General features: G+C 55.5%; 22 protein-coding genes, 1 tRNA gene and 2 rRNA genes. 15 read left to right on the forward strand and 10 right to left on the reverse strand.

The window, feature by feature from the left end:
* Position 1: 1 nt before the first annotated feature.
* From yhdP to csrD, 7 genes are all read right to left on the reverse strand, one after another.
* The gene (gene yhdP, locus AC6I8I_RS17675; RefSeq protein ID WP_497828158.1) at positions 2 to 3,823 is read right to left on the reverse strand and encodes an AsmA2 domain-containing protein YhdP; all 3,822 of its coding nucleotides are present in this window, start codon (positions 3,821 to 3,823) and stop codon (positions 2 to 4) included.
* A 157-nt stretch (positions 3,824 to 3,980) separates the two neighbouring features.
* Positions 3,981 to 5,450, reverse strand: coding sequence for a ribonuclease G (gene rng, locus AC6I8I_RS17680; protein WP_279810019.1), 1,470 nt, complete (start codon positions 5,448 to 5,450; stop codon positions 3,981 to 3,983).
* Positions 5,440 to 6,033: a Maf family protein gene (locus AC6I8I_RS17685; protein ID WP_312053354.1), complete on the reverse strand. Its 594-nt coding sequence runs from the start codon at positions 6,031 to 6,033 to the stop codon at positions 5,440 to 5,442. Before AC6I8I_RS17685 ends, rng begins: the two co-directional genes overlap by 11 nt.
* Positions 6,034 to 6,041: 8 nt before the next feature.
* Complete coding sequence (mreD, locus tag AC6I8I_RS17690) at positions 6,042 to 6,530, reverse strand: rod shape-determining protein MreD (protein WP_312053356.1); 489 nt, start codon at positions 6,528 to 6,530, stop codon at positions 6,042 to 6,044.
* The gene (mreC, locus tag AC6I8I_RS17695) at positions 6,527 to 7,549 is read right to left on the reverse strand and encodes a rod shape-determining protein MreC (RefSeq protein WP_312053358.1); all 1,023 of its coding nucleotides are present in this window, start codon (positions 7,547 to 7,549) and stop codon (positions 6,527 to 6,529) included. The genes mreD and mreC overlap by 4 nt, the downstream gene beginning before the upstream one ends.
* 148 nt (positions 7,550 to 7,697) lie before the next feature.
* A complete protein-coding gene (mreB, locus tag AC6I8I_RS17700) occupies positions 7,698 to 8,741 on the reverse strand; it encodes a rod shape-determining protein MreB (RefSeq protein ID WP_003855260.1) in 1,044 nt (347 codons plus the stop codon).
* Between the two features lie 309 nt (positions 8,742 to 9,050).
* Positions 9,051 to 11,000, reverse strand: coding sequence for an RNase E specificity factor CsrD (csrD, locus tag AC6I8I_RS17705; RefSeq protein ID WP_312053360.1), 1,950 nt, complete (start codon positions 10,998 to 11,000; stop codon positions 9,051 to 9,053).
* Positions 11,001 to 11,106: 106 nt separating this feature from the next.
* Here csrD and AC6I8I_RS17710 point away from each other — a divergent pair, with 106 nt between their 5' ends.
* The 15 genes from AC6I8I_RS17710 (at position 11,107) to AC6I8I_RS17780 (ending at position 24,436) form a co-directional block, all read left to right on the forward strand.
* Positions 11,107 to 11,241 (forward strand): hypothetical protein, encoded by a 135-nt coding sequence (locus AC6I8I_RS17710; RefSeq protein WP_497828159.1) that lies wholly within the window; start codon positions 11,107 to 11,109, stop codon positions 11,239 to 11,241.
* A gap of 44 nt (positions 11,242 to 11,285) precedes the next feature.
* The gene (gene msrP / locus AC6I8I_RS17715) at positions 11,286 to 12,290 is read left to right on the forward strand and encodes a protein-methionine-sulfoxide reductase catalytic subunit MsrP (RefSeq protein ID WP_312053361.1); all 1,005 of its coding nucleotides are present in this window, start codon (positions 11,286 to 11,288) and stop codon (positions 12,288 to 12,290) included.
* Entirely contained in the window at positions 12,291 to 12,896 is a 606-nt protein-coding gene (gene msrQ / locus AC6I8I_RS17720) for a protein-methionine-sulfoxide reductase heme-binding subunit MsrQ (RefSeq protein WP_497828160.1), read from the forward strand.
* A 232-nt stretch (positions 12,897 to 13,128) separates the two neighbouring features.
* The gene (gene aroQ / locus AC6I8I_RS17725; protein WP_312057530.1) at positions 13,129 to 13,581 is read left to right on the forward strand and encodes a type II 3-dehydroquinate dehydratase; all 453 of its coding nucleotides are present in this window, start codon (positions 13,129 to 13,131) and stop codon (positions 13,579 to 13,581) included.
* A 25-nt stretch (positions 13,582 to 13,606) separates the two neighbouring features.
* On the forward strand, positions 13,607 to 14,068 hold the full coding sequence (accB, locus tag AC6I8I_RS17730; RefSeq protein ID WP_312057528.1) for an acetyl-CoA carboxylase biotin carboxyl carrier protein: 462 nt from the start codon (positions 13,607 to 13,609) through the stop codon (positions 14,066 to 14,068).
* A gap of 11 nt (positions 14,069 to 14,079) precedes the next feature.
* Entirely contained in the window at positions 14,080 to 15,429 is a 1,350-nt protein-coding gene (accC, locus tag AC6I8I_RS17735; protein WP_312057526.1) for an acetyl-CoA carboxylase biotin carboxylase subunit, read from the forward strand.
* Positions 15,430 to 15,501: 72 nt separating this feature from the next.
* Entirely contained in the window at positions 15,502 to 15,744 is a 243-nt protein-coding gene (locus tag AC6I8I_RS17740) for a YhdT family protein (protein ID WP_312057524.1), read from the forward strand.
* Entirely contained in the window at positions 15,734 to 17,179 is a 1,446-nt protein-coding gene (panF, locus tag AC6I8I_RS17745) for a sodium/pantothenate symporter (RefSeq protein WP_312057522.1), read from the forward strand. The genes AC6I8I_RS17740 and panF overlap by 11 nt, the downstream gene beginning before the upstream one ends.
* A 16-nt stretch (positions 17,180 to 17,195) precedes the next feature.
* On the forward strand, positions 17,196 to 18,077 hold the full coding sequence (gene prmA / locus AC6I8I_RS17750) for a 50S ribosomal protein L11 methyltransferase (protein WP_312057520.1): 882 nt from the start codon (positions 17,196 to 17,198) through the stop codon (positions 18,075 to 18,077).
* Positions 18,078 to 18,446: 369 nt separating this feature from the next.
* Positions 18,447 to 19,412, forward strand: a complete 966-nt coding sequence (gene dusB, locus AC6I8I_RS17755; protein WP_031375133.1) for a tRNA dihydrouridine synthase DusB — start codon at positions 18,447 to 18,449, stop codon at positions 19,410 to 19,412.
* Positions 19,413 to 19,435: 23 nt separating this feature from the next.
* Positions 19,436 to 19,732 carry a DNA-binding transcriptional regulator Fis gene (fis, locus tag AC6I8I_RS17760; RefSeq protein WP_003855228.1) on the forward strand — a complete coding sequence of 99 codons (297 nt, stop codon included), beginning with the start codon at positions 19,436 to 19,438 and terminating at the stop codon, positions 19,730 to 19,732.
* Between the two features lie 544 nt (positions 19,733 to 20,276).
* Positions 20,277 to 21,302, forward strand: coding sequence for an amino acid ABC transporter substrate-binding protein (locus AC6I8I_RS17765; RefSeq protein ID WP_312057518.1), 1,026 nt, complete (start codon positions 20,277 to 20,279; stop codon positions 21,300 to 21,302).
* 69 nt (positions 21,303 to 21,371) lie between these two features.
* Positions 21,372 to 22,550, forward strand: a complete 1,179-nt coding sequence (locus AC6I8I_RS17770) for an amino acid ABC transporter permease (protein ID WP_312057517.1) — start codon at positions 21,372 to 21,374, stop codon at positions 22,548 to 22,550.
* Positions 22,551 to 22,565: 15 nt separating this feature from the next.
* Positions 22,566 to 23,666: an amino acid ABC transporter permease gene (locus AC6I8I_RS17775; RefSeq protein WP_312057516.1), complete on the forward strand. Its 1,101-nt coding sequence runs from the start codon at positions 22,566 to 22,568 to the stop codon at positions 23,664 to 23,666.
* Between the two features lie 8 nt (positions 23,667 to 23,674).
* Complete coding sequence (locus AC6I8I_RS17780) at positions 23,675 to 24,436, forward strand: amino acid ABC transporter ATP-binding protein (RefSeq protein WP_031375137.1); 762 nt, start codon at positions 23,675 to 23,677, stop codon at positions 24,434 to 24,436.
* A 171-nt stretch (positions 24,437 to 24,607) separates the two neighbouring features.
* On the opposite strand, the gene rrf (AC6I8I_RS17785) is transcribed toward AC6I8I_RS17780, so the two are convergent.
* From rrf (AC6I8I_RS17785) to rrf (AC6I8I_RS17795), 3 genes are all read right to left on the reverse strand, one after another.
* Positions 24,608 to 24,723, reverse strand: a 5S ribosomal RNA gene (gene rrf, locus AC6I8I_RS17785).
* Positions 24,724 to 24,756: 33 nt separating this feature from the next.
* Positions 24,757 to 24,832, reverse strand: a tRNA-Thr gene (locus AC6I8I_RS17790).
* A 14-nt stretch (positions 24,833 to 24,846) separates the two neighbouring features.
* Positions 24,847 to 24,962, reverse strand: a 5S ribosomal RNA gene (gene rrf / locus AC6I8I_RS17795).
* Between the last annotated feature and the right edge of the window lie 30 nt (positions 24,963 to 24,992).

Consider the following 24,992-nt stretch of genomic DNA (forward strand, 5'->3'; position numbering starts at 1 on the left):
TTCACTTGTTGTCAGTTTCACGCGGTTTACGCAGCACTTCATTGATTTCCGGTTTATCCAGCGGGCCGCTGATGTGATAACGCAGCAGCGAAATCCGGTTCCACACCGGTCCCAATACTTTACTGGCGGCGAACACCGCCGCGCCAATCACCGGATTGACCACGAACGCCGCCGCGACGCCGACCGAGGCAGAGATTTCCGGGGTGATGACCGCTTCCATATCGATTCGACGTTTAACCAGGTCCATATTGCCCTGCATCGCGATGTCCGCTTCCAGTCCATCGACCTGCAGGTTATCGGTGCGCATTACGCCATTTTCGATCCAGGCGGTACCGTTAATCGAATCAAAATAGAAGCCATCATTAAAGGTGTCACTAAAATCGAAGCGCAGCTTGCGCAGCAGTGCATCAAAGCTGAACAGACGCAGAATTTGTCCAGCGGTCCCGGTGTTCACATCGGCAATCTGGCCTTTGCCAAAGTGCGTTTTCAGGGTGCCGCTCAGGGTTTCGGCTGATGGCTGCCACGGTGCTGCGCGCCAGTGCAAATCGTAATCGATATTGAACGGCGCATCGCGCAGCGGGGTATTCACGCCAAACCAGTTGGTGGCGTTATTGATATTCGGCCCCTTCAGCGTGCCTTTCAGTGAGGTGCGCGGGTCATCGCGACGGTTAACCCATTCCCCCTTGATTTTCAGCTGCGAGCTGCCGGTGTCTACCGTGCCGTTAGTCAGTGCTAACGTATCGCCTTTCGGTTGCAGCGTCGCCGCGACCCGGCCATATTTCTGGCCCAGCACCCAGCACTCCGCGCAGCGCAACTGCAAGGCTGGCCAGCCGCTGAAGTTAATCTGGCTGGCTTGCTGAGCGCTGGCGTTGCCGCCCTGCTGCGCGTCATGATCCCATTGCGGATTGTAATAGAGGTAATCCAGCCCGATCTGCCACGGCGCCTTCGCGGCTATTTCCAGCTTACCGCGTATTTCCTCAGCGTTAATGCTGACCTGCGCGTTGCCACCGGCCGTTTCTGCCAGCGTCGCGTCTACCGCATGCCACTGCTGCCCCGCCAGCGTGACCGCCGGACTGCGCAGTGTGAGGTTGCCCGGCAGCGTCACGCCGCCCAGCTGACGCTCTCCGCCGCTGCCGCCGGCAGCACCATTTGCGCCAGCCATCATCGCCACCCAGGCTTCGCCATCCAGCGGCGGCAGATTCAGCACCATGCCGGCATGATCGGGAAGCGCTGGGGTTTTCGCTGCGTCATTCAGCCAGATGCCGCGATCGACGCGTAAGGTCGGCTCGAGCAGCCAGCGGCTGTTAAACCGATGGCGCGCAGCCACGCTGCCACTGAGATCGAAATGCTGAAGGTCGCCACTGGCTTTGATATTCACCGGCATCGCTTCACCGGCCTTTTTATCCAGCGGTGAAGGTAAGCGACTGCTCACTTCTTTGGCATCGCCTTTTAGCTCTACCTCATACCGCGCCCCGCCCCGATGCGGCAGCGTGATATCCACGTCGCCCTGCCACGGCAGATGCCCGGCGAGCTGGCGGCTAACGGCGGCAGGAAGCTGGCTGATTTTAGCCGGTTGCCAGTCACCCAGCAGTTTCACCTTAACGCCAAAATCATCCGGGTTCTCTTTGGTGCTGAAACTGACACCCAGCGGCTGTCCGAACCACAACGCCTGCATCTCTTCACTTTCCAGATTGCCGTTGTTGTAACGAAAACGACCGGTGAGATTGGTGAGCGTGGTTTTTAGCGGCTTGATAAACAGCGAATTATTGTTCATGACCACGTTACCGCTGGCATGGACCTGCTGGCCATCCAGCGGGATATCGAGATTCAGGTGGCCACGGGTGGTGCCTTTAATTTCCAGCTGCTCCAGCGCGGCGCCGAGTGACGCTTTCAACGGGGTCTGCTGGAAGTAGTCGGCGATTTGTTTCCCGTCTCCGCTGACGTCGCCATCAATAATCAGCTTCTCTTTGAGGTAGTCCGGGATAACCGCACTGACGTTACGTGCCTCAACCTCGCCAAGGCGCGCGTTTGGGGCGTTCATCCACAAGCCGTCGTTCAGGAAGTTAAGATCGATATCCAGATCGCTGAGCGCTGGCCATTTGGGCTGGAAGGCATAGGTCGCCTGGCGCAGCGGTACCCAGACCTGGAACATACCGTCGTTGTGCTTGAATGGGAACAGCGCCGGATTACCGGCAAACAGCAGCGTGGCGTTATCTACTTTTCCGCCCTTCACCGCCCCGCTCAGATAATGCGTCAGTCCGTTGCCCATCAATGGCACCGGGAAATAGCGCCAGGCATCGCCCGCATCGGTTATCCGGATACCGGCAAGGATATCCAGCCGCGGCTCGCCTCCACTATTTTGCTGGTAGCTAAAGTCGCCCCGCGCCCACAGCGAGCGCGCCTGCAAATCGAGGTTTTCCCCACTCAACGTCAGGCCATGTTCATCGCGCTGCCAGCTTACGGCACCGGTAACCTGCTTAATCTCAAGCGGAGCCTGGAAAACATCGCCATAAGGCACGGTCGCCGCGCCCATATCAACGCTGACCTGGCCGTGATTCATGCTGCCTCGCGCTTCGCCGCTTAAATGGCTGATGCCGGGCAGAAGCTTCCACTGTTGCCAGCTGAAGTCGCGCCATTTCACCTGCAGACGAGTCTGTTCAGGCTGCTGTAACGGAATGTCCAGCGCCAGGCCATCAATGGTGCCCTGAGGCCGCAGCGTACGCCAGTTTTCAAACAGCGCCGGCGAGAGCGGCGCAAACAGCGGCACGACTGGAGCAATATGATCCAGCGCCAGCTGGGTCGCGCGAACCCGCACTTCCGGCTGACCATTGGCGCCCAGCATCTGTTTATCTTCCGGTCGCCACAGCAGCGAGAAGTGGCCAGCCGGCCAGGGATTGCCGTCGGTGCTGAGGCGGTTTTGTGGCACATTCACCAGCCAGCCGTTCTGGAAGCGCGACAGGTGCGCCGTCAGGCCGTCCACCTGCAACGTATGCTGGCCGGTTTCGCCCTGCCAGCTGGCACCGCCGCGACGCAGCAGCAGATCACCGGCGTAAATATCGCCGTCGCGCAGGTTGACCCAGGCCGCCAGGCTAAAACGGGCGCTCTCGAGCCGGGTATTATCCCGCATCCAGCGCCCCAGCCACGGGCGCACATCCACGTCATCGGCCTGCATCCAGATACGGCCATCATTCAGCAGCCCGTTGCTGTCATTCAGATCGAGCCGCACCTGAACCACGCCGTGCTGGCCGGTAAAGCTCGACAGGCTGACTTCACCCTCTGCCCGATGGCGGGTTTTCTCATTCAGCCAGGTGAGTCGCGGAATAGCCAGCTCGGCATGCTGCCCGGAAGGCGTACGAAAACGAATGGTGCTGTCACGCAGATCGAAGTGGTCAAACTGGCGCAGGAACAGTTCATTAATCTGCGCCGGACGGAAGCTGTTCTTCTCTTTGTCGCTGTCCAGCAGCGGGCGGTTGCTGTCGAGGTGCAGCTGCCAGAAAGTGAGGTCGCGGAATTGCCAGCGCCAGTGCAGCAGGGATTGCCAGACGTCGAGCGCCAGATTGATGCGGGCGATGGTCAGCTTGCCGTTTTCCTGCAGATCGACGCTGAGATCCCGTACCTGCAGGGTGGGACCAAAATTCTCCCACTTGCCCTGCAGCTGGCTGGCGTGAACCGGCACGCCGGTGCGATCCGAGACGAATTGCAGAAGGTTATTGCGATAGCTGTCGAGATGCGGCATCACCAGACGCAGCCCGCTGACCAGCAGCGCGACAATCACGATGATCGCGGCGACCAGCAGTAACAAGATCCTCGGCAACTGCCTCACTCACACCTCTCCTTGCCTTCCGTAAACGACGGATAGTTAGTTCTGATACCCGGCCGTCTTCAGACAACAGCGCCGGCAAGGCGGATGTTATCGCAGACAAGGGCGATTTTTTAGCCCGACGATTTGAGCAAAGCCGGTCGGGCTGACGGGTCTGATTTTACATCATCACCACGTCAAACTGCTCCTGGGTATAGAGCGCTTCGACGTGGACTTTGACCTGTTTACCGACAAATATTTCGACCTCTGCCAGCGCATGGGACTCATCGGTTTTCAGTGCTTCGCCGACGGTCGGCGAGACGTAGACCAGGAAGCGGTCAGCATCATAGGCATGATGTACCCGCACAATCTCACGCATGATTTCATAACAGACCGTTTCAACCGTCTTCAGCGTGCCGCGTCCTTTACACACCGGACAATCTTCACACAGCACGTGCTCAATACTTTCACGCGTTCGTTTGCGCGTCATCTCCACCAGGCCGAGCGCCGAGAAGCCACTGATGCCGGTCTTCACCCGATCCTTACTGAGGGCGGTCTCCAGCGAGTGCAGCACCCGACGGCGATGCTCTTCGTTGCTCATGTCGATGAAGTCGATAATGATGATGCCGCCAAGATTACGCAGCCGCAGTTGACGCGCTATCGCCTGAGTGGCTTCAACATTGGTATTAAAAATGGTCTCATCAAGGTTACGATGGCCGACAAAGGCACCGGTGTTGATGTCGATGGTGGTCATCGCTTCGGTTTGATCGATGATCAGGTATCCGCCAGACTTTAGTTCAACTTTGCGATCCAGCGAGCGCTGAATCTCATTTTCTACATCAAACAGATCAAATATCGGCTGTTTGCCATTGTAGAGCTCCAGCTTACCGGCCATTTCCGGGATATATTCACTGGTGAACTCCACCAGCATATCGCAGGTCAGACGCGAATCGACCCGGATGCGGTCCAGCGCTGCGCCGGCGAAATCACGCAAAATACGCTGGGCTAATGCCAGCTCACCGTAGAGCAGACAGCGAGTCTGGTTGCGCTTTTTACGCTCGCTGACTTTGGTCCACAGACGCTTGAGAAACGCCGCGTCCTGCGCCAGCTCCTCTTCGCCGATGCCTTCTGCGGCAGTGCGGATGATAAAGCCGCCCAGGTGATCGCAATAGTCGGCGACCACCGCCTTAAGACGTTCGCGCTCTTTTTCACTGTCGATACGCTGAGAAACGCCGACGTGCGACGCGCCCGGCATAAACACCAGGTAGCGCGACGGCAGCGTGATATCAGTAGTCAGGCGTGCGCCTTTGGTGCCCAGCGGATCTTTCACCACCTGCACCACCAGGTCCTGCCCCTGACGCACCAGCTCGGCGATATCACGCACGACAAAGTTTTTCTTTTCATCACCTGCCACACATTCGGTGTGCGGCATGATGTCTGAGGCGTGCAAAAAAGCGGCCTTATCCAGACCGATATCGACGAACGCGGCCTGCATGCCCGGCAACACCCGGCTCACCCGGCCTTTATAAATATTGCCGACGATACCGCGTCGGGCTTCGCGCTCAATGTGAATTTCCTGCAGTATGCCACCATCAATATAGGCAACACGCGTTTCAGAAGGCGTGACGTTAACCAGTAATTCAGCCGTCATGTTGACCCCTTACGGCACGCAGTGACTGAAAGTGACTGAGCAACTCTTCGGTCTCAACCAAAGGCAGTCCAACCACCGCGTGGTAGCTCCCATTAATTTTGCGGACAAAGTTGCCGCCCCTGCCCTGAATGCCGTATGCACCGGCTTTATCCATTGGCTCACCGGTGGCAATATAATCGGTGATATCGGAGGCGGTTAAGGTGCGAAATGTCACATCGGTGGTCACCACACAATCCAGCGCCTGGTGACGATCGGCCAGCGCCACTGCGGTCATCACCTGATGCGTCTGTCCGGAGAGCTTATGCAGCATTTCGGCCGCATGCGCCGCATCCTGCGGTTTTTCCAGTACTTCACCGTTCAGCACCACGATCGTATCAGCCCCCAGCACCGGCAGATCCTGCGCGGCCAGCCGGACACCCGCCTGCGCTTTGTCATTGGCCAGGCGGCGAACATAGTTTTCTGCCACTTCATTTGGCTGACGCTGTTCTTCAACGTCAGTCACGATGCGCTCGAAGGTCAGGCCAAGCTGCGTTAACAGCTCACGCCGACGCGGTGAACCGGAAGCAAGATAAAGGGTTACCATAAATTTCCTTATTGAACAGCAAACTGACGACGAATCTTTCTCATGAGTAAGAATAGCCATGGCCAGAGAATACCGTCGACGACACTGCTCCAGAAAATTTCAGGTCGGAATGAAACGTTGATAACCAGGAATTCCGCCCAGAAGACAATCACATCCATAGCCAGAGACAGCACCATAACCATTAACGCTTGCTGCCACAACGCTAAGTTGCGGAATAACTGGAACTTAAAGGCGATCAGATAGGCGATAATGCTGAGCGCCAGCGCCCGCACGCCGAGGGTGGAACCGGCGATCAGATCCATGATGGCGCCCAGCAGGAAGCCGCTGCCGACGTTAACCCGATGCGGCAGGGCGAGCACCCAATAGATAAGGATCAATAACAACCATGAGGGCCGGAACATATAGATCTGATCCGGCCACGGCATGATTTGCAGGACCAGCGCAACCAGGAAAGAGAGCCAGATGACCCAACGTCCCTGGCTACGATATCGACTCAAGGCTGACCTCCGCGTGAACGCGAAGAATTACCCTGTCCGGCATTGCTGCCGTTTGCCGGTGCTGGCGGGCCCATCTGCGCCGCTGGCGCAGGCGGTCCCATTTCTCCGGCTGGCGGCAGAACCTGCGGCATCATTTGCATCAGCCGTTCGTTGGCGACGCGATGCACTTCATCCTGCGGCAGCGGCATATCACCATTGCGGTCGGCTCCCCACAGCAGCAGCAGATAGCGCAGACGCTGCAGGCCTGCGGTCGGATGGGCCTGAATCACGGTATAAGCGCGTTGGGTATCGACCTTAACCGAGGAAACCACCCCCACCGGATAACCTTCCGGGAAGCGGCCGCCAATACCGGAAGTCACCAGCACGTCACCGACCCGGATATCGGTGTTACCCGGCAGATGCTCAAGCTGGAGATCTTCGGTACAGCCGTTACCGGCGGCAATGACGCGAATGTCATTACGCAATACCTGGATCGGCAGCGCATGCGAGGCATCGCAAATCAGCAATACGCGGCTGGTCAGCTGACTGACCGCAATCACCTGTCCGACCACCCCTTTATCACTGATGACCGGTTGACCTTCATAGACACCGTTAACGCTGCCTTTGTCGATCACCACCTGGTCGGTATAAGGGTCAGTGCCGGTTGAGATGACCTGCGTTACCATCTTTTGCTCGTCCTGACGCAGCGGTGAACCCAGCAGTTCACGCAGGCGTGCGTTTTCCTGCTTGTATTGCCCCAGCATTAGCAGGTTACTGTTTTTCAGGAAGAGCTCGCGACGTAAGGCTTTGTTTTCCTGCTCAAGCTGCTGACGTGACGCCAGCGACTCTGACACGCCATCCAGAATCTGGCGCGGCCCATTGGCCAGGAAGTAAAACGGACTGACCGACGTATCCAGATAGTTGCGTATTTGGGTAAAAGAACCCACACGGCTGTCAGCAATGATAATGGCAATCGCCACGATGACGGCCAGGAAAAGACGCAACTGCAGGGATGGTCCCCTGCTAAAAATCGGCTTCATATAATCTGCGTGATCCTCGACGACAGGTAAGGAAGCCCGGTATAAAACCGTGCTTCCCTGAGCTGGACGCATTGCACCGGCGCATAGCGCGCCGGTTGACACGCGACTTCCTGCGCATCGTCATGACGTTCCCAGCCGGTTGAGGCAATTATTCTTCGCTGAACAAATCGCCGCCATGCATGTCGATCATTTCCAACGCCTTGCCGCCACCGCGCGCCACACAGGTCAGCGGATCTTCAGCGACAACCACCGGAATGCCAGTCTCTTCCATCAGCAGACGATCCAGATTACGCAGCAGCGCACCGCCGCCGGTCAGCACCATGCCGCGTTCGGAGATATCCGACGCCAGCTCTGGCGGACACTGTTCCAGGGCGACCATCACCGCGCTAACGATGCCGGTTAACGGCTCCTGCAGCGCTTCAAGAATTTCATTGGAGTTCAGCGTAAAGCCGCGCGGTACACCTTCAGCCAGGTTACGGCCACGGACTTCAATTTCGCGAACTTCATCGCCTGGATAGGCTGAGCCGATCTCATGCTTGATACGTTCTGCGGTCGCTTCACCAATCAGTGAACCGTAGTTACGACGCACATAATTAATAATAGCTTCATCGAAACGGTCGCCACCAATACGGACCGACGAGGAGTAAACCACGCCGTTCAGCGAGATCACCGCCACTTCTGTGGTACCGCCACCGATATCGACTACCATTGAACCGGTCGCTTCTGATACCGGCAGGCCAGCGCCGATCGCTGCCGCCATCGGCTCTTCAATCAGGAAGACTTCACGTGCGCCAGCACCCTGAGCGGACTCACGGATGGCGCGACGTTCTACCTGCGTTGCCCCAACGGGTACGCAGACCAGCACGCGCGGGCTGGGACGCATGAAACTGTTGCTGTGAACCTGTTTGATGAAGTGCTGCAGCATCTTTTCGGTGACGAAAAAGTCAGCAATTACGCCATCTTTCATCGGGCGAATCGCTGCGATATTGCCTGGCGTTCGGCCAAGCATCTGTTTTGCGTCATGACCCACGGCCGCGACACTTTTCGGTGAACCGGCACGATCCTGGCGAATAGCTACCACGGAAGGCTCGTTCAGCACGATGCCTTGTCCTTTCACATAAATCAGGGTATTCGCGGTACCCAGGTCAATGGACAAGTCATTGGAAAACATGCCACGAAATTTTTTAAACATACTAAGGGATAATCCTGCAAGCTGGGGGCGGAAAATAAAATCCGCTTACTTTACCAACCACACGAAGCTGCCACAAGGCGCAAAAACGTTCTGCTTCGGTGAAAAAAGACGCCAAATTGCGTTTAAGTCATCGGAACCGGCCATCATTGACAGCGGAAGGGCGATAAGACGCCATCGGTGCCGCTTTTTATCGCCGTAGAGGCCGATGTTTCCGACATAAAATCTAACATTTCCGGCCAGCAGTTTTGCGCCCCGACCCGGACTCAAGGCTAAAAAAAGCCTGCGTCAGCGTCAAAAGCTGGCAATCCGCTAAATCCGGTAACGTTGTGAGTACTTTTTCACATTACTGTTTACCGGCTGCGAAGGGGCAAAGAAGTCGCCCTGTCCGCCCGCCACGCCTAACGCCACCAGCGCCTGCCACTCCGCTTTAGTGCGAACGCCGGCAGCAAATACCTGGGTATGGGTCGATTTGCACACTTCCAGCAGGCTCTGCACAAACAGCTGATTTTCGGTGCGGCGCTCAATATTGCGCACCAGACCGGCATCAAGTTTGATCAGTTCAACCGGAAGCTGGCGAATGTAGGCGCTGCTGACCACGGTTAAACCAGCCTGATTAACCGCGACACGACAGCCAAATGCCTTAAGGGCGCGGAACACCGGCGTTAAACGGCTGATGTGTTGACAGACATCTGCCTCGGCAAGTTCAAATAAAAATCGCTTTCTTTGCCCTTTGGGGCATTGCAGCAACATATTCTGCAACCAGAGCACGAAAGATCGGTGCAGCAGCGAGTTAATAGTGACCGGTATCACCAGCGTCTCTTCCGGCCAGAGTTCAGATAAGGCGGCAATGCGGGTGACCATCTGGCGATCCCAGCTATCGGCCATGCCGAGCTGCTGCACCAGCGGCATATATTCAGCCGCCAGCACCTCTTTATCACCATCAAAGATACGGGTCAGCATCACGCGGTGCTGCACCTTGCCTTCAATATTGACCGCCGGTTTCTGATACAGGCGCGGACCGCCGCGGCTGAGGGTGTTTTCCAGCAGAGTACGCCAGCGCACGCTTCCGCGCCCGGCATCCTGAGGATTACCGGCCCCGTTGGTCCAGTTGTTGCCTCCTAACAGCGCCGCGCGTCGGGTAGCCATTTCGACATTGTCCATCACCTGCGGCACCGTCTGCCCGCTGTGCCAGGCGCTGATACCGATATGGATCAGGTCATCGCGATTCACCATCCGCATCGGCGGTAGAGAATCGACGGCATTGATCAGCTGATCGGCGATGCTGTTGGCCTCTTTCAGGCTGCGGTGCGGCAGTAACACGGCAAAATCACTGCGGAAATAGCGCGCCAGTAGTGCGCCAGGATAACGCAGCACAAAGGTGGAGAGCATGTTGACGATATTAAACAGATACTCATCGACCAGCCCTGGCTCCAGCGTTTCGCTCAGCGTCTCCAGATCCGGCAGCCGCACCATCATCACCACGCCATGGGTGCCGACATCCTCCTGATCCTCCAGCAGCGTGGCGAGCTGGCTATCAAAGAACAGGCGATTATTCAGACCGGTACGGCCATCCTGAGCAGCAAAGGTGCGGATCAGCGTATCGATACGCAGACGCTGCTCCCCGGCTTCCTGTAAATCGGTGAGCAGTACATCCAGCGCGCGGCTCGCCCTGGGCGGCCATTCATCCAGATTGCGTTTTGGCCCCACCCCACGCTCACCGTCAATAATCGCTTCTGCGCGTATTTCCAGGTGCTCCATGCCGCGCCACTGGCGGCGTAGCCAGCGATGCAAAATAAACAGCAGCAGGCTCATTATCAGCACTACCGTCGACACCGTGCCCATTGCATAGGTGCCAATAATTGAGCGCAGCCAGGTCCGGGCGGGATCGAGGGTGACAACCCGTACATTTACACCCGGCTGATGGATTAACGGCACCTCAAACTGGATGAAGCGATTGGGCTGGTGGTCGAGCATCAGGTTTTCGTGACGGGAAAGAGAGAAAAAGATGTGGTCGCCGCTGTAAAGTTGAATCTGCTCGGCATTAATGATCGGCATTAATCGGGTAATCCAGCCGTGCAACTGGTCGGGCGACTGGACAAGCAGCGCCTGATCGACCTCGGTTGCCAGCACCTGCGCGCGCTGTTCTCCCCGCTGTTGGCTGAACCAGAAAACGCTAAAAGCACAGCCCACCAGCATTAATATCATTGCCAGTATGCTAAGAAAGGTAATAAACGCAGATAGTTTTGTGGTTAATCGCATCCCTGTGCCTGTGTTACTGCGGTGATAACCGGATCACCCAACCTTGTACCGTCAGCCTGACGAAAACGCGAGCAAAATAGCATAATTTGCCTTTAGCGACAGTATCGTGACGACTGAAGCGGAAGTATATCGTCGGGAAAGCGAAGCTGATGTTGATCCCGGCGCTTTTCGGCGCATTCTCATCGACGCTGGCAACCAGGAAATTTCACATTTTAACGGCGAAACTGGCGGCGATCGGTAATAGTCATCATGCTGGTCAATAAGACCACGGCTGGAGAGTGCACCATGAAGCGCAATGATTATCTGACGGAAGCCGACGTAACGCCGGAAAGCATCTTTAATATGAAGCGCCGCCAGGTGCTGAAAACGCTGGGACTGAGCGCAGCGGCGATCGGTCTGCCCGGCGTGGCCAATGCGGACATTCTCAGCTGGTTCAAGGGCAACGATCGCCCGCCCGCCCCCGCCGGTCGGGCGCTGGACTTTAGCAAACCGCCACAGTATCAGGCCGACCTGACCTTAACGCCGGCAGAGAAGGTTTCTGGCTATAACAACTTTTATGAGTTTGGCCTGGATAAGGCCGATCCTGCAGCCAATGCCGGCACGCTGAAAACCGATGCCTGGAAACTGACGATTGATGGCGAAGTGGCGAAACCGATCACTCTGGACATGGATGATATCTTCAAACGCTTTGCCATGGAGCAGCGTATCTACCGCATGCGCTGTGTCGAAGCCTGGTCGATGGTGGTGCCGTGGGTCGGTTTTGAGCTGAATAAGCTGATTTCTCTGGCTGAACCCACCAGCAAAGCGCGTTTCGTCGCCTTTCAGACGCTGTATGACCCTGAACAAATGCCGGGCCAGAAAGATCGTTTTATCGGCGGCGGGCTGAATTATCCCTATGTTGAAGGGCTACGACTGGATGAAGCGATGCACCCTCTGACGCTGCTGAGCACCGGCGTTTATGGCAAGGCGCTTCCGCCGCAGAACGGCGCGCCGATTCGCCTGACGGTGCCGTGGAAGTATGGCTTTAAAGGGATTAAATCGATCGTCAAAATCACCCTGACCGCTAATCAGCCGCCGACGACCTGGAACCAGATTGCGGCGGATGAATATGGCTTCTATGCCAACGTCAATCCGCACGTCAATCATCCGCGCTGGTCGCAGGCCACCGAGCGCTTTATTGGCCCCGGTGGCAGCCTGAAAGTGGAGCGTCAACCTACCCTGCTGTTTAACGGCTATGCCGATCAGGTCGCTTCACTCTATCGCGGACTCGACCTGCGGGAGAATTACTGAGTGGTACGCCTGTCGTTAAAACAGATCACCTGGCTCAAGGTGATCCTGCATCTGGCGGCTTTGTTGCCGCTGGTTTATCTGATCCTTGCCGCCATGCAGGGTGGATTAAGCGCAGACCCGGCGAAGGATATTCAACATTTTACCGGGCGCATGGCGCTGAAACTGCTGCTGGGCACGCTGCTGGTATCGCCTCTGGCGCGCTATGGCAAACAGCCGCTGTTGATCCGCACCCGCCGTCTGCTGGGCGTCTGGACCTTTGTCTGGGCCTCTCTCCATCTGCTGAGCTACTATCTGCTGGAACTGGGTGCCGATAACCTGCGACTGCTCGGCAGCGAGTTAATTTCTCGTCCCTATCTGACACTCGGTATTATCAGCTGGCTGATACTACTGGTCCTGACGCTGACCTCATTTCAGCGGGCGCAGCGCAGGCTCGGCAAACGCTGGCAAACGCTGCATAACGCCATCTATCTGGTAGCGATCCTGGTGCCGATTCACTACATCTGGTCGGTCAAAACCGTGTCGCCCCAGCCACTTATCTATGCCGGACTGGCCGCCTTATTGTTAGCGTGGCGTTACAAAAAGTTTCTTAAATGGTGGCCCCGCTAGTCCTTCTGTGGTTGTTTTCCTCCCCGACTATCTGCTAAAAGATGTGGCCTTCGGGTCACATCCGATCATCTTCGCAGATAAGACCAGTATTTTGCTGCGAAATGACACGAAACGGATATAATGCCCGGCTTTATTGCAAAGCGGGTCTTGTTTTTCATCGTGAAAGGTGACAAATGGAGATTGGCAAGGTATTTTACGCGATGCCTCAATGATTGCGGGAGATGGCAGCAAGATGGCGCATAAATTACATATTCTGCTTTTAAACGGTCCCAACCTGAATCTGTTGGGCAGCCGTGAACCTGATAAGTATGGTCACACCACGCTGCAGCAGATTGTGGACGATCTTGCTCGTCAGGCAGACCAACTGAATGTGGAGTTAAGCCACTTGCAATCCAACGCTGAATTTCAGCTGATTGATCGCATTCATGAGGCCAAAGGCAATGTGGATTACATCATTATCAATCCTGCCGCGTTTACCCATACCAGCGTCGCGCTGCGTGATGCCCTGTTAGCGGTGTCGATTCCGTTTATTGAGGTTCATCTCTCAAATGTGCATGCACGCGAGCCCTTTCGCCATCACTCCTATCTCTCTGATGTATCAGCTGGCGTCATCTGTGGGCTTGGCGCTGACGGCTACACATGGGCTTTACAAACGGCAGTAAAACGCCTGTCTCAAACTAATTAATCACACTGAGTACGGAACCCCACTCATGGATATTCGTAAAATTAAAAAACTGATCGAACTGGTTGAAGAATCTGGCATCTCCGAGCTGGAAATCTCCGAGGGCGAAGAGTCCGTTCGTATCAGCCGTGCACCTGCAAATGTTGGCTATCCGATGATGCAGCAGGCTTATGCTGCGCCAGTACAGCAGCCTGCCCTGGCGACCGCCGTAGCACCTGTTGCTACCATCGCGGAAGCGGCGCCAGCTGAAATCAGCGGCCACATCGTGCGTTCGCCAATGGTCGGGACGTTCTATCGCACCCCGAGCCCGGACGCGAAAGCCTTCGTCGAAGTGGGTCAGAAAGTTAACGCTGGCGATACCCTGTGCATCGTCGAAGCTATGAAGATGATGAACCAGATCGAAGCCGACAAATCTGGTGTGGTGAAAGCCATTCTGGTCGAGAGCGGTCAGCCGGTCGAGTTTGACGAGCCACTGGTTGTCATCGAATAACGGGGCGGACCATGCTGGATAAAATTGTTATTGCTAACCGCGGTGAGATCGCGCTGCGCATTCTGCGTGCCTGTAAAGAACTGGGCATCAAGACTGTGGCGGTACACTCAAGCGCGGACCGTGACCTGAAGCACGTGCTACTGGCGGACGAAACCGTCTGCATCGGCCCGGCGCAGTCAGTCAAAAGTTATCTCAACATCCCGGCGCTGATCTCCGCAGCAGAAATCACCGGCGCGGTGGCGATTCACCCCGGCTACGGCTTCCTGTCTGAGAATGCTGATTTTGCCGAGCAGGTTGAGCGCTCAGGCTTTATTTTTATTGGCCCGAAAGCCGATACCATTCGCCTGATGGGCGATAAAGTGTCCGCGATTAACGCCATGAAGAAAGCCGGTGTACCAACCGTCCCCGGTTCTGACGGATCGCTGACCGATGACATGGAAAAGAACCGTGCGTTCGCGAAGCGCATTGGTTACCCGGTGATCATCAAAGCCTCCGGCGGCGGCGGCGGTCGTGGTATGCGCGTAGTGCGCAGCGACAAAGATCTGGAACAATCCATTAACATGACGAAAGCGGAAGCCAAAGCGGCTTTCAACAACGACATGGTTTATATGGAGAAGTATCTGGAGAATCCGCGTCATATCGAGATTCAGGTACTGGCCGACGGTCAGGGCAACGCCATCTATCTGGGCGAACGCGACTGCTCAATGCAGCGTCGTCACCAGAAAGTCGTGGAAGAAGCGCCAGCGCCAGGCATCACGCCAGAACTGCGTAGCTTCATCGGCGATCGCTGTGCCAAAGCCTGTATTGAGATTGGCTACCGCGGTGCAGGTACTTTCGAGTTCCTGTATGAAAACGGCGAGTTCTACTTCATTGAGATGAACACCCGTATTCAGGTAGAGCATCCGGTGACCGAGATGATTACCGGCGTTGACCTGATCAAAGAGCAGCTGCGTATTGCTGCCGGTCAGCCGCTGTCGATCAAACAGGAAGAGGTGATTATTCGCGGCCATGCGGTTGAATGCCGTATCAATGCTGAAGATCCGGTTTCTTTCCTGCCGAGCCCGGGCAAAATCACCCGTTTCCACGCGCCAGGCGGTTTCGGCGTGCGCTGGGAGTCGCATATTTACTCCGGTTACAGCGTGCCGCCTTACTACGATTCCATGATCGGCAAACTGATCACCTACGGCGAAACCCGTGAGGTGGCGATTGCCCGCATGAAGAATGCGCTGGCGGAACTGATCATCGACGGTATCAAGACCAATATTGAACTGCAGATGAAGATCATGTCCGACGAAAACTTCCAGCATGGTGGAACCAATATCCACTATCTGGAGAAAAAACTCGGCTTGCACGAGAAGTAATCGCAACGCTGAGTTAGTCTGAGGCCGGTTAATCCGGCCTTTTTCTTTTGCCGCTAGCGTTAAGGTTGAAACATGGATGCTCGTTTTATACAGGCGCATAAAGAGGCCCGCTGGTCACTCTATCTGACCCTGCTCTGGCTGGCCGTTTGGGGGCTTGCCGCCTGGCTGGGCGGGAGTGAAACGGGGATCACCGGCTTGCCGCGCTGGTTCGAACTTTCCTGCGTGTTTGCTCCGCTGCTGTTCATTTTTTTATGCTGGCTGATGGTCCGCGTGATTTTCCGCGACATGTCGCTGGAGGATAAAAATGAATTTTGAAATTATCCTGCCGTTATTAATTTATCTGGTGCTGATTGCCGCGCTGTCAGTCTTCGCGGTCCGTAAACAGCGTCAGGGCAACTTTCTGACCGAATACTTTCTTGGCAGCCGCTCTATGGGCGGGTTCGTTCTGGCCATGACCCTGACCACCACCTATATCAGCGCCAGCTCGTTTATTGGCGGGCCCGGTGCCGCCTATAAATATGGTCTGGGATGGGTCTTGCTGGCAATGGTGCAGGTGCCTGCCGTCTGGCTGTCCCTCGGCGTGCTGGGCAAGAAATTCGCTATTCTGGCGCGTAAGCACAATGCGGTGACGCTGAATGACATGCTCTATGCGCGTTATCAAAGTCCGCTGCTGATCTGGCTGGCCAGCCTGAGCCTGCTGGTTGCATTTATCGGGGCCATGACGGTGCAGTTTATCGGCGGCGCACGGTTACTGGAAACCGCGGCGGGCATCCCGTATGACACCGGCTTACTGATTTTCGGCGGCACCATTGCGCTTTATACCGCCTTTGGCGGCTTCCGTGCCAGCGTGCTCAATGACGCGATGCAGGGCGTGGTGATGCTGATCGGCACGTTCCTGCTGCTGTTCGCCGTGATCCATCAGGCTGGCGGACTGGGTACTGCCGTGCAGAAGCTGCACGCTATCGATCCGCAATTACTGACGCCACAGGGACCGGGCGAGATCATTACCCCGACCTTTCTGAGTTCGTTTATCGTGCTGGTCTGCTTCGGCGTGATCGGCCTGCCCCATACCGCCGTGCGCTGCATCTCCTATAAAGACAGCAAGGCGGTACATCGGGCGATCATGCTGGGCACCATCGTGGTGGTGATCCTGATGCTGGGTATGCATCTGGCGGGTGCGCTGGGGCGGGCCATACTGCCCGATCTGACGGTTCCGGATCGGGTGATCCCGACGTTAATGATCACCGTCCTTCCGCCGCTGGCGGCCGGGCTGTTTCTGGCGGCACCGATGGCGGCGATTATGTCGACCATTAATGCCCAGCTGTTGCAGGCATCCGCTACGCTGATTAAAGATCTCTATCTGCGCGTGGCACCGCAGCAGATGGAAAATGAGCCGCGGCTGCGACTGTTATCTGGCGCCATTACCTTTGCGCTCGGCATCCTGCTGCTGATTGCCGCCTGGAATCCGCCCGATATGATTATCTGGCTCAACCTGCTGGCGTTTGGCGGTCTGGAAGCGGTATTTCTTTGGCCGCTGGTGTTGGGACTTTACTGGGAACGCGCCAACGCAGCAGGAGCCATTACCGGCATGGTCACCGGCGGCGGTTGCTACGCGTTTCTGGCGAGCCTTAACCTGCAAATCATGGGATTCCACCCGATTGTGCCTTCCCTGCTTTTAAGCCTGCTGGCATTTTTAGTCGGCAACCTGTTTGGACGCGCGCCGCAAACTGCCGACGCGCCGCAACATTGAATGTAAGAGAGACGTTATGCCGTGGATTCAAATCAAGATAAACAGCTCGGGTGAACACGCTGAAACGCTGAGCGATGTGCTGATGGAGACCGGTGCTGTTTCGGTCACTTTTCAGGATACGCATGACAACCCGGTCTATGAGCCGTTGCCGGGCGAAACTCGCCTGTGGGGCGATACTGACGTTATCGGCCTGTTCGATGCCGAAAGTGATATGGCGGCGATCGTCGCTGAACTGGCGCAACATCCACTGTTAGGTGCTGATTTCCGTCATAAGATCGAACAGATCGAGGATAAAGACTGGGAACGCGAGTGGATGGAAAACTTTCACCCAATGCGTTTTGGCGAGCGGCTGTGGATCTGTCCAAGCTGGCGCGATGTACCGGACCCCGAGGCGGTGAATGTGATGCTCGATCCGGGCCTGGCGTTCGGCACCGGCACGCATCCGACCACCTCGCTGTGCCTGACCTGGCTGGATGGGCTGGATCTGACCGGTAAAACGGTGATCGACTTTGGCTGTGGCTCAGGGATCCTGGCGATCGCTGCGCTCAAGCTCGGCGCGGCGCAGGCGATTGGTATCGATATCGATCCACAGGCGATCCAGGCCAGCCGCGATAACGCTGAGCGCAATGGCGTTTCCGATCGTCTGTCGCTCTACCTGCCCCACCAGCAGCCGGAAAATCTGCAGGCGGATGTGGTGGTCGCCAATATCCTGGCGGGCCCGTTACGTGAGCTGGCACCGCTGATTAGCGTACTGCCGAAGCCCGGCGGCCATCTGGGACTCTCTGGCGTACTGGAGAGCCAGGCGGAAGGCGTCTGCGAAGCCTATGCAGCGCAGTTCGCGCTCGACCCGGTGGCGGTCAAAGAAGAATGGTGCCGGATTACCGGTGTGAAGAACTGAATCTGCGAAGCGCGCTTGTTGCCTGAATGCCCTCCAGGCCAACGCTGAAAGGGCTTAACAGCATATTCAGCCAGCCCGTAGCGTAAGTTACGGGCTTTCTGCATTATCAATGGTTGCTTGTATCGTTAATCACGGCATGTGACGTTTATTATCTGGCTAAGAGATCTGCTTTTTCGGAAAAACGTTTGCTCACAATTTCAGCATAAATGCCTAATATCATGATATTTAAGTATAATTTTAACGTCGAGTGGTAATCACCCGGATTTCATTGATCTTTCTTGCCAATTGTTCAAAGTTTGGCCTTTCATCTTCCGGAAAAAATGCGTAATATACGCCGCCTTGCAGACACAGTATGGCCATTCTGACTTCATGCGTATTGGAAACCTCCAGCTGAGAAATCGACTGATTGCAGCACCGATGGCCGGGATTACCGACAGGCCATTCAGGACGCTGTGTCATGAAATGGGTGCAGGCATGGCGGTCTCTGAGATGTTGTCTTCGAACCCGGAAGTCTGGGCCAGCGACAAATCTCGTTTACGTATGGTGCACAGTGATGAGCCAGGCATTCGCGCCGTGCAAATCGCCGGTTGCGATCCCAGCGAAATGGCGCAAGCTGCACGGATTAATGTTGAGGCCGGTGCACAGGTTATCGACATTAATATGGGCTGCCCTGCCAAGAAGGTTAACCGCAAAATGGCGGGTTCAGCCTTGCTGCAATATCCCGCCGTGGTGGAGTCAATCCTCTCCGCAGTGGTCAATGCAGTGGATGTGCCGGTAACACTGAAAATTCGTACTGGCTGGGATCCTGAAAACAGGAACTGTGTCGCGATTGCCCAATTGGCTGAACGCTGTGGTATTCAGGCTCTGACGATACATGGCCGCACTCGTGCCTGCCTGTTCAACGGGGAAGCTGAATATGACAGCATTCGGACAGTTAAGCAGAGTGTTTCTATTCCGATTATCGCGAATGGAGACATAACTGACCCGCATAAAGCCAGAGCGGTGCTCGACTATACAGGGGCCGATGCTCTGATGATAGGACGCGCTGCTCAGGGAAGACCGTGGATCTTCCGGGAAATCCAGCATTATCTGGACACTGGGGAGCTGCTTGCCCCGCTGCCAATGGCAGAGGTCAAGCGCTTGCTTGTTTCGCATATACGTGAGCTGCACGACTTTTACGGTTCAGGCAAGGGATACCGTATAGCGCGAAAGCACGTCTCCTGGTATCTGCAGGAGCACGCCCCGAATGACCAGTTTCGGCGCACATTCAACGCCATTGAGGATGCCAGCGAACAGCTGGAGGCGTTGGAGGCATACTTCGAAAATCTTGCGTAACGAAATAAAGAGCTGAAAGAACTATGTTCGAACAACGCGTAAATTCTGACGTACTGACCGTTTCTACCGTTAACTCACAGGATCAGGTAACTCAAAAACCTTTGCGTGATTCGGTTAAACAGGCACTGAAGAACTATTTTGCTCAACTGAACGGTCAGGATGTTAGTGACCTGTATGAGCTGGTTTTGGCTGAAGTCGAGCAGCCTCTGTTGGACATGGTGATGCAGTATACCCGTGGCAACCAGACCCGTGCTGCCCTGATGATGGGTATCAACCGCGGTACGCTGCGTAAGAAATTGAAAAAATACGGCATGAACTGATTCTGGTTCTGTCTGTTAATTACGCCAGCCTTTGGGCTGGCGTTTTTATTTGTGCGCTGTTCCACAAAGCGTCGGCAAAACCCGTGAAACAGTTACCGTCAATATGGTAACTATAGTTGCAATCGCTGAGGTGATATTTCACTGCCTCGCTTTCTTACCCTGTTCTTCTGCCCCCTCCTTCCCACCGCGTTTGCCTGCCAGCCGTTCCCGGTCAGCACTGGCTTCTGTGATCCTGTACACCTTAAAAAGCAAAGCATCTTCCACATACATTTACGCCTGAGCGATGGCTCACATTGCTTCCATATAGTGAAACTAATTGCACTAAATGTGATCGGGTCGACTCGCATTGCTTCCTTTTGGTGCGCGATATTAGCGGAACTTTCAAATCACTTCTGATTATTAACCGTACCTTCATGAGAATTCAGGATTCTGCAAACCTGGCATCAGCTTTGCAGAGTCGTGAATGGCTGACCGCCACAGACAGTAAAAACGCACATTAAAGTGCGCAAACATAACAACATGATTCCTCCACACAGGATGCTTTATGAAAAAGATGATGCTCTCTACGCTGGTTGCTGCGGCCTCGCTGTTGGCCGTTGCTCAGCAGGCACACGCCGGCACGACTCTGGATGCAATTAAGAAGAAAGGCTTTGTTCAATGCGGGATCAGTGACGGCTTACCCGGCTTCTCTTATGCAGATGCCAGCGGCAAGTTTACCGGTATCGATGTTGACGTCTGCCGGGCAGCGGCTGCAGCGGTGTTTGGCGACGCAACCAAAGTGAAATATACCCCGCTGACTGCCAAAGAGCGTTTCACTGCGCTGCAATCAGGCGAAGTCGACATCCTGTCGCGCAATACCACCTGGACCTCATCACGTGATGGCGGCATGGGCTTCCTGTTTGCGGGCGTCAATTATTACGACGGCATTGGCTTCCTGACTCACCAGAAAGCCGGGCTAAAAAGCGCTAAAGAGCTGGACGGGGCCACGGTTTGTATTCAGGCGGGTACTGATACCGAACTGAACGTGGCTGACTTCTTCAAAGCCAATAAGATGCAGTACACGCCGGTGACCTTTGACCGCTCCGATGAGTCCGCCAAGGCGCTGGACAGCGGTCGCTGCGATACGCTGGCCTCTGACCAGTCTCAGCTCTATGCGTTGCGCATCAAGCTGGGCAAACCTGACGAATTTATCGTGCTGCCGGAAGTTATCTCAAAAGAGCCGCTGGGTCCGGTGGTCCGTCGCGGTGATGACGATTGGTTCACCATCGTTAAATGGTCGCTCTACGCCATGCTGAATGCTGAAGAGATGGGCGTTTCATCGAAAAACGTTGATCAGATGACTGCCAAACCGACCACGCCAGATATGGCGCACCTGCTGGGTGCCGAGGGTGATTTTGGCAAGGATCTGAAGCTGGACAATAAATGGGCCTACAACATCATTAAGCAAGTGGGCAACTATCAGGAAAGCTTTGATCGTAACGTCGGTAAAGATAGCGCTCTGAAGATCGCGCGTGGTCAGAATGCGTTGTGGAACCAGGGCGGCATTCAGTACGCACCGCCAGTACGTTAATTCTCCCTCGCCAATCGGGCACCGTATTCTGCGGTGCCCTACCCCAGCTTTCGTTACTGAGGTTTCAACATGTCACAACGCCCAACCGTGAAAAGGGATTTTTCATTCGGTAATCCCACGGTTCGCGCCTGGCTTTATCAGTTAATAGCGATAGTCGCGGTGCTTGGTGTGGTGGGTTATCTGGTTCATAACACCATTATCAACCTGGCTAACCGCGGTATCACCTCCGGGTTTGGATTTCTTGAGCGCACTGCCGGTTTTGGTATCGTTCAGCATTTGATTGATTACACTGAGGGAGATACCTACGCCCGGGTGTTTATGGTCGGATTAACCAACACCCTGCTGGTCTCCGCGCTCTGTATCGTTTTTGCTTCTGTTCTCGGTTTCGCTATTGGTCTGGCGCGCCTTTCCGACAACTGGCTGCTGCGGAAGCTCTCCAATATCTATATCGAAACCTTCCGTAATATCCCGCCGCTGCTGCAGATCTTCTTCTGGTACTTTGCCGTGTTACGCAATTTGCCAGGCCCGCGTCAGGCACTGAATGCGTTTGACCTGGCGTATGTCAGCAACCGTGGTTTATACGTTCCGTGGCCAACCTATGCGCCAGGCAGCTGGCCGTTTGTGATCGCACTGCTGCTGGCGATAGCCGCCAGCTATGGGCTGTACCGCTACAACCGCAAGCATCAGTTGAAAACCGGTCAGCTACGTCGTTCGTGGCCGGCGGCTATCGCGATGCTGATTCTGTTCCCGCTGATTGCGCACCTTGGTTTTGGCGCAGCGACCCACTGGGATGTGCCACAGCTACGCGGTTTTAACTTCCGTGGAGGCTCGGTGATGATCCCTGAGCTGGCAGCGCTGACCCTCGCCTTGTCGATCTACACCTCATCGTTTATTGCTGAGGTGATTCGCTCAGGGATCCAGTCCGTGCCGTACGGGCAGCATGAGGCGGCACGTTCGCTGGGTCTGCCTAATCCAGTGACCCTGCGGCAGGTGATTATTCCGCAGGCGATGCGTGTGATTATTCCTCCGCTGACCAGCCAGTATCTGAACATTGTGAAAAACTCCTCACTGGCTGCCGCCATCGGCTATCCCGATATGGTGTCGCTGTTTGCCGGATCGGTACTCAATCAGACCGGACAGGCGATTGAAACCATTGCTATCACCATGGGCGTTTATCTGATTATCAGCCTGCTGATTTCACTGTTAATGAACCTATACAACCGCAAAATCGCGCTGGTTGAGCGTTAAGAGAACGGGATGACTATGTCTGTTACAACACATGAAACGCCCCCGGTCCCGACGAATCTGGCGAGTCGCGCCTGGCGTTGGGCGCGTAAGAATTTATTCTCCAGCTGGTTTAACTCCCTGCTGACGCTGTTTTGCATCTGGGTCATCTGGCACGTGATCCCGCCTGCGCTGAACTGGCTGATTTTTCAGGCTAACTGGTTCGGTACCACCCGTGCCGACTGCACCAAAGAAGGTGCCTGTTGGGTGTTTATTCACGCCCGCTTCGGTCAGTTCATGTATGGACTCTATCCGCATGAACTGCGCTGGCGAATCAACCTGGCGCTGGTGATTGGGCTGCTGTCGATCGTTCCGATGTTTATCAAAAGCCTGCCGTCTCGTGGGCGCTACATCGCACTCTGGGTGGTGGTTTATCCGGTGATTGTCTGGCTGCTGCTGTATGGCGGCTATCTGGGACTCGAGCGGGTCGAAACCCGGCAGTGGGGCGGTTTAACCCTGACACTGATTATCGCTTCGGTCGGGATTGCCGGCGCCCTGCCGCTGGGGATTTTGCTGGCACTGGGACGTCGTTCAAAGATGCCGGTGGTGCGTACGCTGTCGATTATCTTCATCGAGTTCTGGCGCGGCGTTCCCCTGATCACCGTGCTGTTTATGTCATCGGTGATGCTGCCGCTGTTTATGGCTGAAGGCACCACCATCGATAAACTGGTACGTGCGCTGGTTGGGGTGATTTTATTCCAGTCCGCCTATGTTGCTGAAGTGGTGCGTGGCGGTTTGCAGGCGTTGCCGAAAGGTCAGTATGAGGCCGCCGAGTCTCTGGCGCTGGGTTACTGGAAAACACAGATGCTGGTGATTCTGCCGCAGGCTCTCAAGATGACCATTCCGGGTCTGGTGAATACCATTATTGCGCTATTTAAAGATACCAGCCTGGTCATCATCATCGGCCTGTTTGATCTGTTCAGCAGCGTCCAGCAGGCTACCGTCGATCCGACGTGGCTGGGCATGTCGACCGAAGGCTATGTCTTTGCCGCACTGGTCTATTGGATTTTCTGTTTTAGCATGTCGCGCTACAGCCAGTATCTGGAAAAGCGCTTTCACACCGGGCGTAAATCGCACTGAGGTTTTACATGACACACTCTATGACACACTCTTCCGACGCGTTGATGATTTCGCTTGAGAACGTGAATAAATGGTACGGACAGTTTCACGTACTGAAAGACATCAACCTGCAGGTTAAACCCCGCGAGCGCATCGTGCTGTGTGGCCCATCGGGCTCCGGTAAATCGACCACCATTCGCTGCATAAATCATCTTGAAGAGCATCAGCAGGGACGCATTGTCGTCGATGGTATTCATCTGAATGATGATGTGCGCAACATTGAGCGGGTCCGTACCGAAGTGGGAATGGTCTTCCAGCACTTTAATCTGTTTCCGCATCTGACCGTGTTACAGAACTGTACGCTGGCGCCTTCCTGGGTCAGAAAGATCCCAAAGAAAGAGGCCGATGAGCTGGCGATGCACTATCTGCAGCGGGTGCGTATTGCCGAGCATGCGCACAAGTTTCCGGGCCAGCTCTCCGGCGGCCAGCAGCAGCGTGTAGCCATCGCACGATCGCTCTGCATGAAGCCGAAAATTATGCTGTTCGATGAGCCGACGTCAGCGCTCGATCCTGAGATGGTGAAGGAAGTGCTGGATACCATGATCGGCCTGGCTGAAGATGGTATGACGATGCTGTGCGTTACTCATGAAATGGGCTTTGCCCGCACCGTTGCCGACCGGGTGATCTTTATGGATCGGGGGGAGATCGTTGAAGTAGCGCCACCACAGGAGTTCTTTGCTCATCCTAAATCAGAACGCACCCGTGCTTTTCTGTCGCAGGTGATTCACTGATGTAGCGTGTAATCTCTTATCACCCGGCCTGGTGCCGGGTTTTTTATTGCCGACAAAACAGGCTGCGGCTGTTGAATGCGGTGGTTTGCAGCGAATAAAGAGGAGGGATTCTGACGGCTGCCACAACGAAAAAAGCCCTTCGCATACGCGAAGGGCTCTCTCTTATTTGATGCCTGGCAGTTCCCTACTCTCGCATGGGGAGACCCCACACTACCATCGGCGCTACGGCGTTTCACTTCTGAGTTCGGCATGGGGTCAGGTGGGACCACCGCGCTACAGCCGCCAGGCAAATTCTTTATTTACCGAACTCATGTCTTAACTGGTGCTGATACCCAGAGTCGAACTGGGGACCTCACCCTTACCAAGGGTGCGCTCTACCAACTGAGCCATATCAGCACACTAAATTTGATGCCTGGCAGTTCCCTACTCTCGCATGGGGAGACCCCACACTACCATCGGCGCTACGGCGTTTCACTTCTGAGTTCGGCATGGGGTCAGGTGGGACCACCGCGCTACAGCCGCCAGGCAAATCTTGGTGCACGGAACGAATCTTTTG

This window comes from Pantoea sp. X-Soil-YNGN-775, assembly GCF_059730575.1.

Bases quoted from the DNA above. Each gene is read 5' to 3' on its own strand.
- aroQ (WP_312057530.1), top strand. From the start codon at position 13,129: ATGGCGCATAAATTACATATTCTGCTTTTAAACGGTCCCAACCTGAAT.
- AC6I8I_RS17775 (WP_312057516.1), top strand. From the start codon at position 22,566: ATGTCTGTTACAACACATGAAACGCCCCCGGTCCCGACGAATCTGGCG.
- AC6I8I_RS17765 (WP_312057518.1), top strand. From the start codon at position 20,277: ATGAAAAAGATGATGCTCTCTACGCTGGTTGCTGCGGCCTCGCTGTTG.
- msrP (WP_312053361.1), top strand. From the start codon at position 11,286: ATGAAGCGCAATGATTATCTGACGGAAGCCGACGTAACGCCGGAAAGC.
- panF (WP_312057522.1), top strand. From the start codon at position 15,734: ATGAATTTTGAAATTATCCTGCCGTTATTAATTTATCTGGTGCTGATT.
- AC6I8I_RS17770 (WP_312057517.1), top strand. From the start codon at position 21,372: ATGTCACAACGCCCAACCGTGAAAAGGGATTTTTCATTCGGTAATCCC.
- prmA (WP_312057520.1), top strand. From the start codon at position 17,196: ATGCCGTGGATTCAAATCAAGATAAACAGCTCGGGTGAACACGCTGAA.
- mreC (WP_312053358.1), bottom strand. From the start codon at position 7,549: ATGAAGCCGATTTTTAGCAGGGGACCATCCCTGCAGTTGCGTCTTTTC.
- mreB (WP_003855260.1), bottom strand. From the start codon at position 8,741: ATGTTTAAAAAATTTCGTGGCATGTTTTCCAATGACTTGTCCATTGAC.
- AC6I8I_RS17685 (WP_312053354.1), bottom strand. From the start codon at position 6,033: ATGGTAACCCTTTATCTTGCTTCCGGTTCACCGCGTCGGCGTGAGCTG.
- csrD (WP_312053360.1), bottom strand. From the start codon at position 11,000: ATGCGATTAACCACAAAACTATCTGCGTTTATTACCTTTCTTAGCATA.
- rng (WP_279810019.1), bottom strand. From the start codon at position 5,450: ATGACGGCTGAATTACTGGTTAACGTCACGCCTTCTGAAACGCGTGTT.
- fis (WP_003855228.1), top strand. From the start codon at position 19,436: ATGTTCGAACAACGCGTAAATTCTGACGTACTGACCGTTTCTACCGTT.
- accC (WP_312057526.1), top strand. From the start codon at position 14,080: ATGCTGGATAAAATTGTTATTGCTAACCGCGGTGAGATCGCGCTGCGC.
- AC6I8I_RS17740 (WP_312057524.1), top strand. From the start codon at position 15,502: ATGGATGCTCGTTTTATACAGGCGCATAAAGAGGCCCGCTGGTCACTC.
- AC6I8I_RS17780 (WP_031375137.1), top strand. From the start codon at position 23,675: ATGACACACTCTATGACACACTCTTCCGACGCGTTGATGATTTCGCTT.
- dusB (WP_031375133.1), top strand. From the start codon at position 18,447: ATGCGTATTGGAAACCTCCAGCTGAGAAATCGACTGATTGCAGCACCG.
- accB (WP_312057528.1), top strand. From the start codon at position 13,607: ATGGATATTCGTAAAATTAAAAAACTGATCGAACTGGTTGAAGAATCT.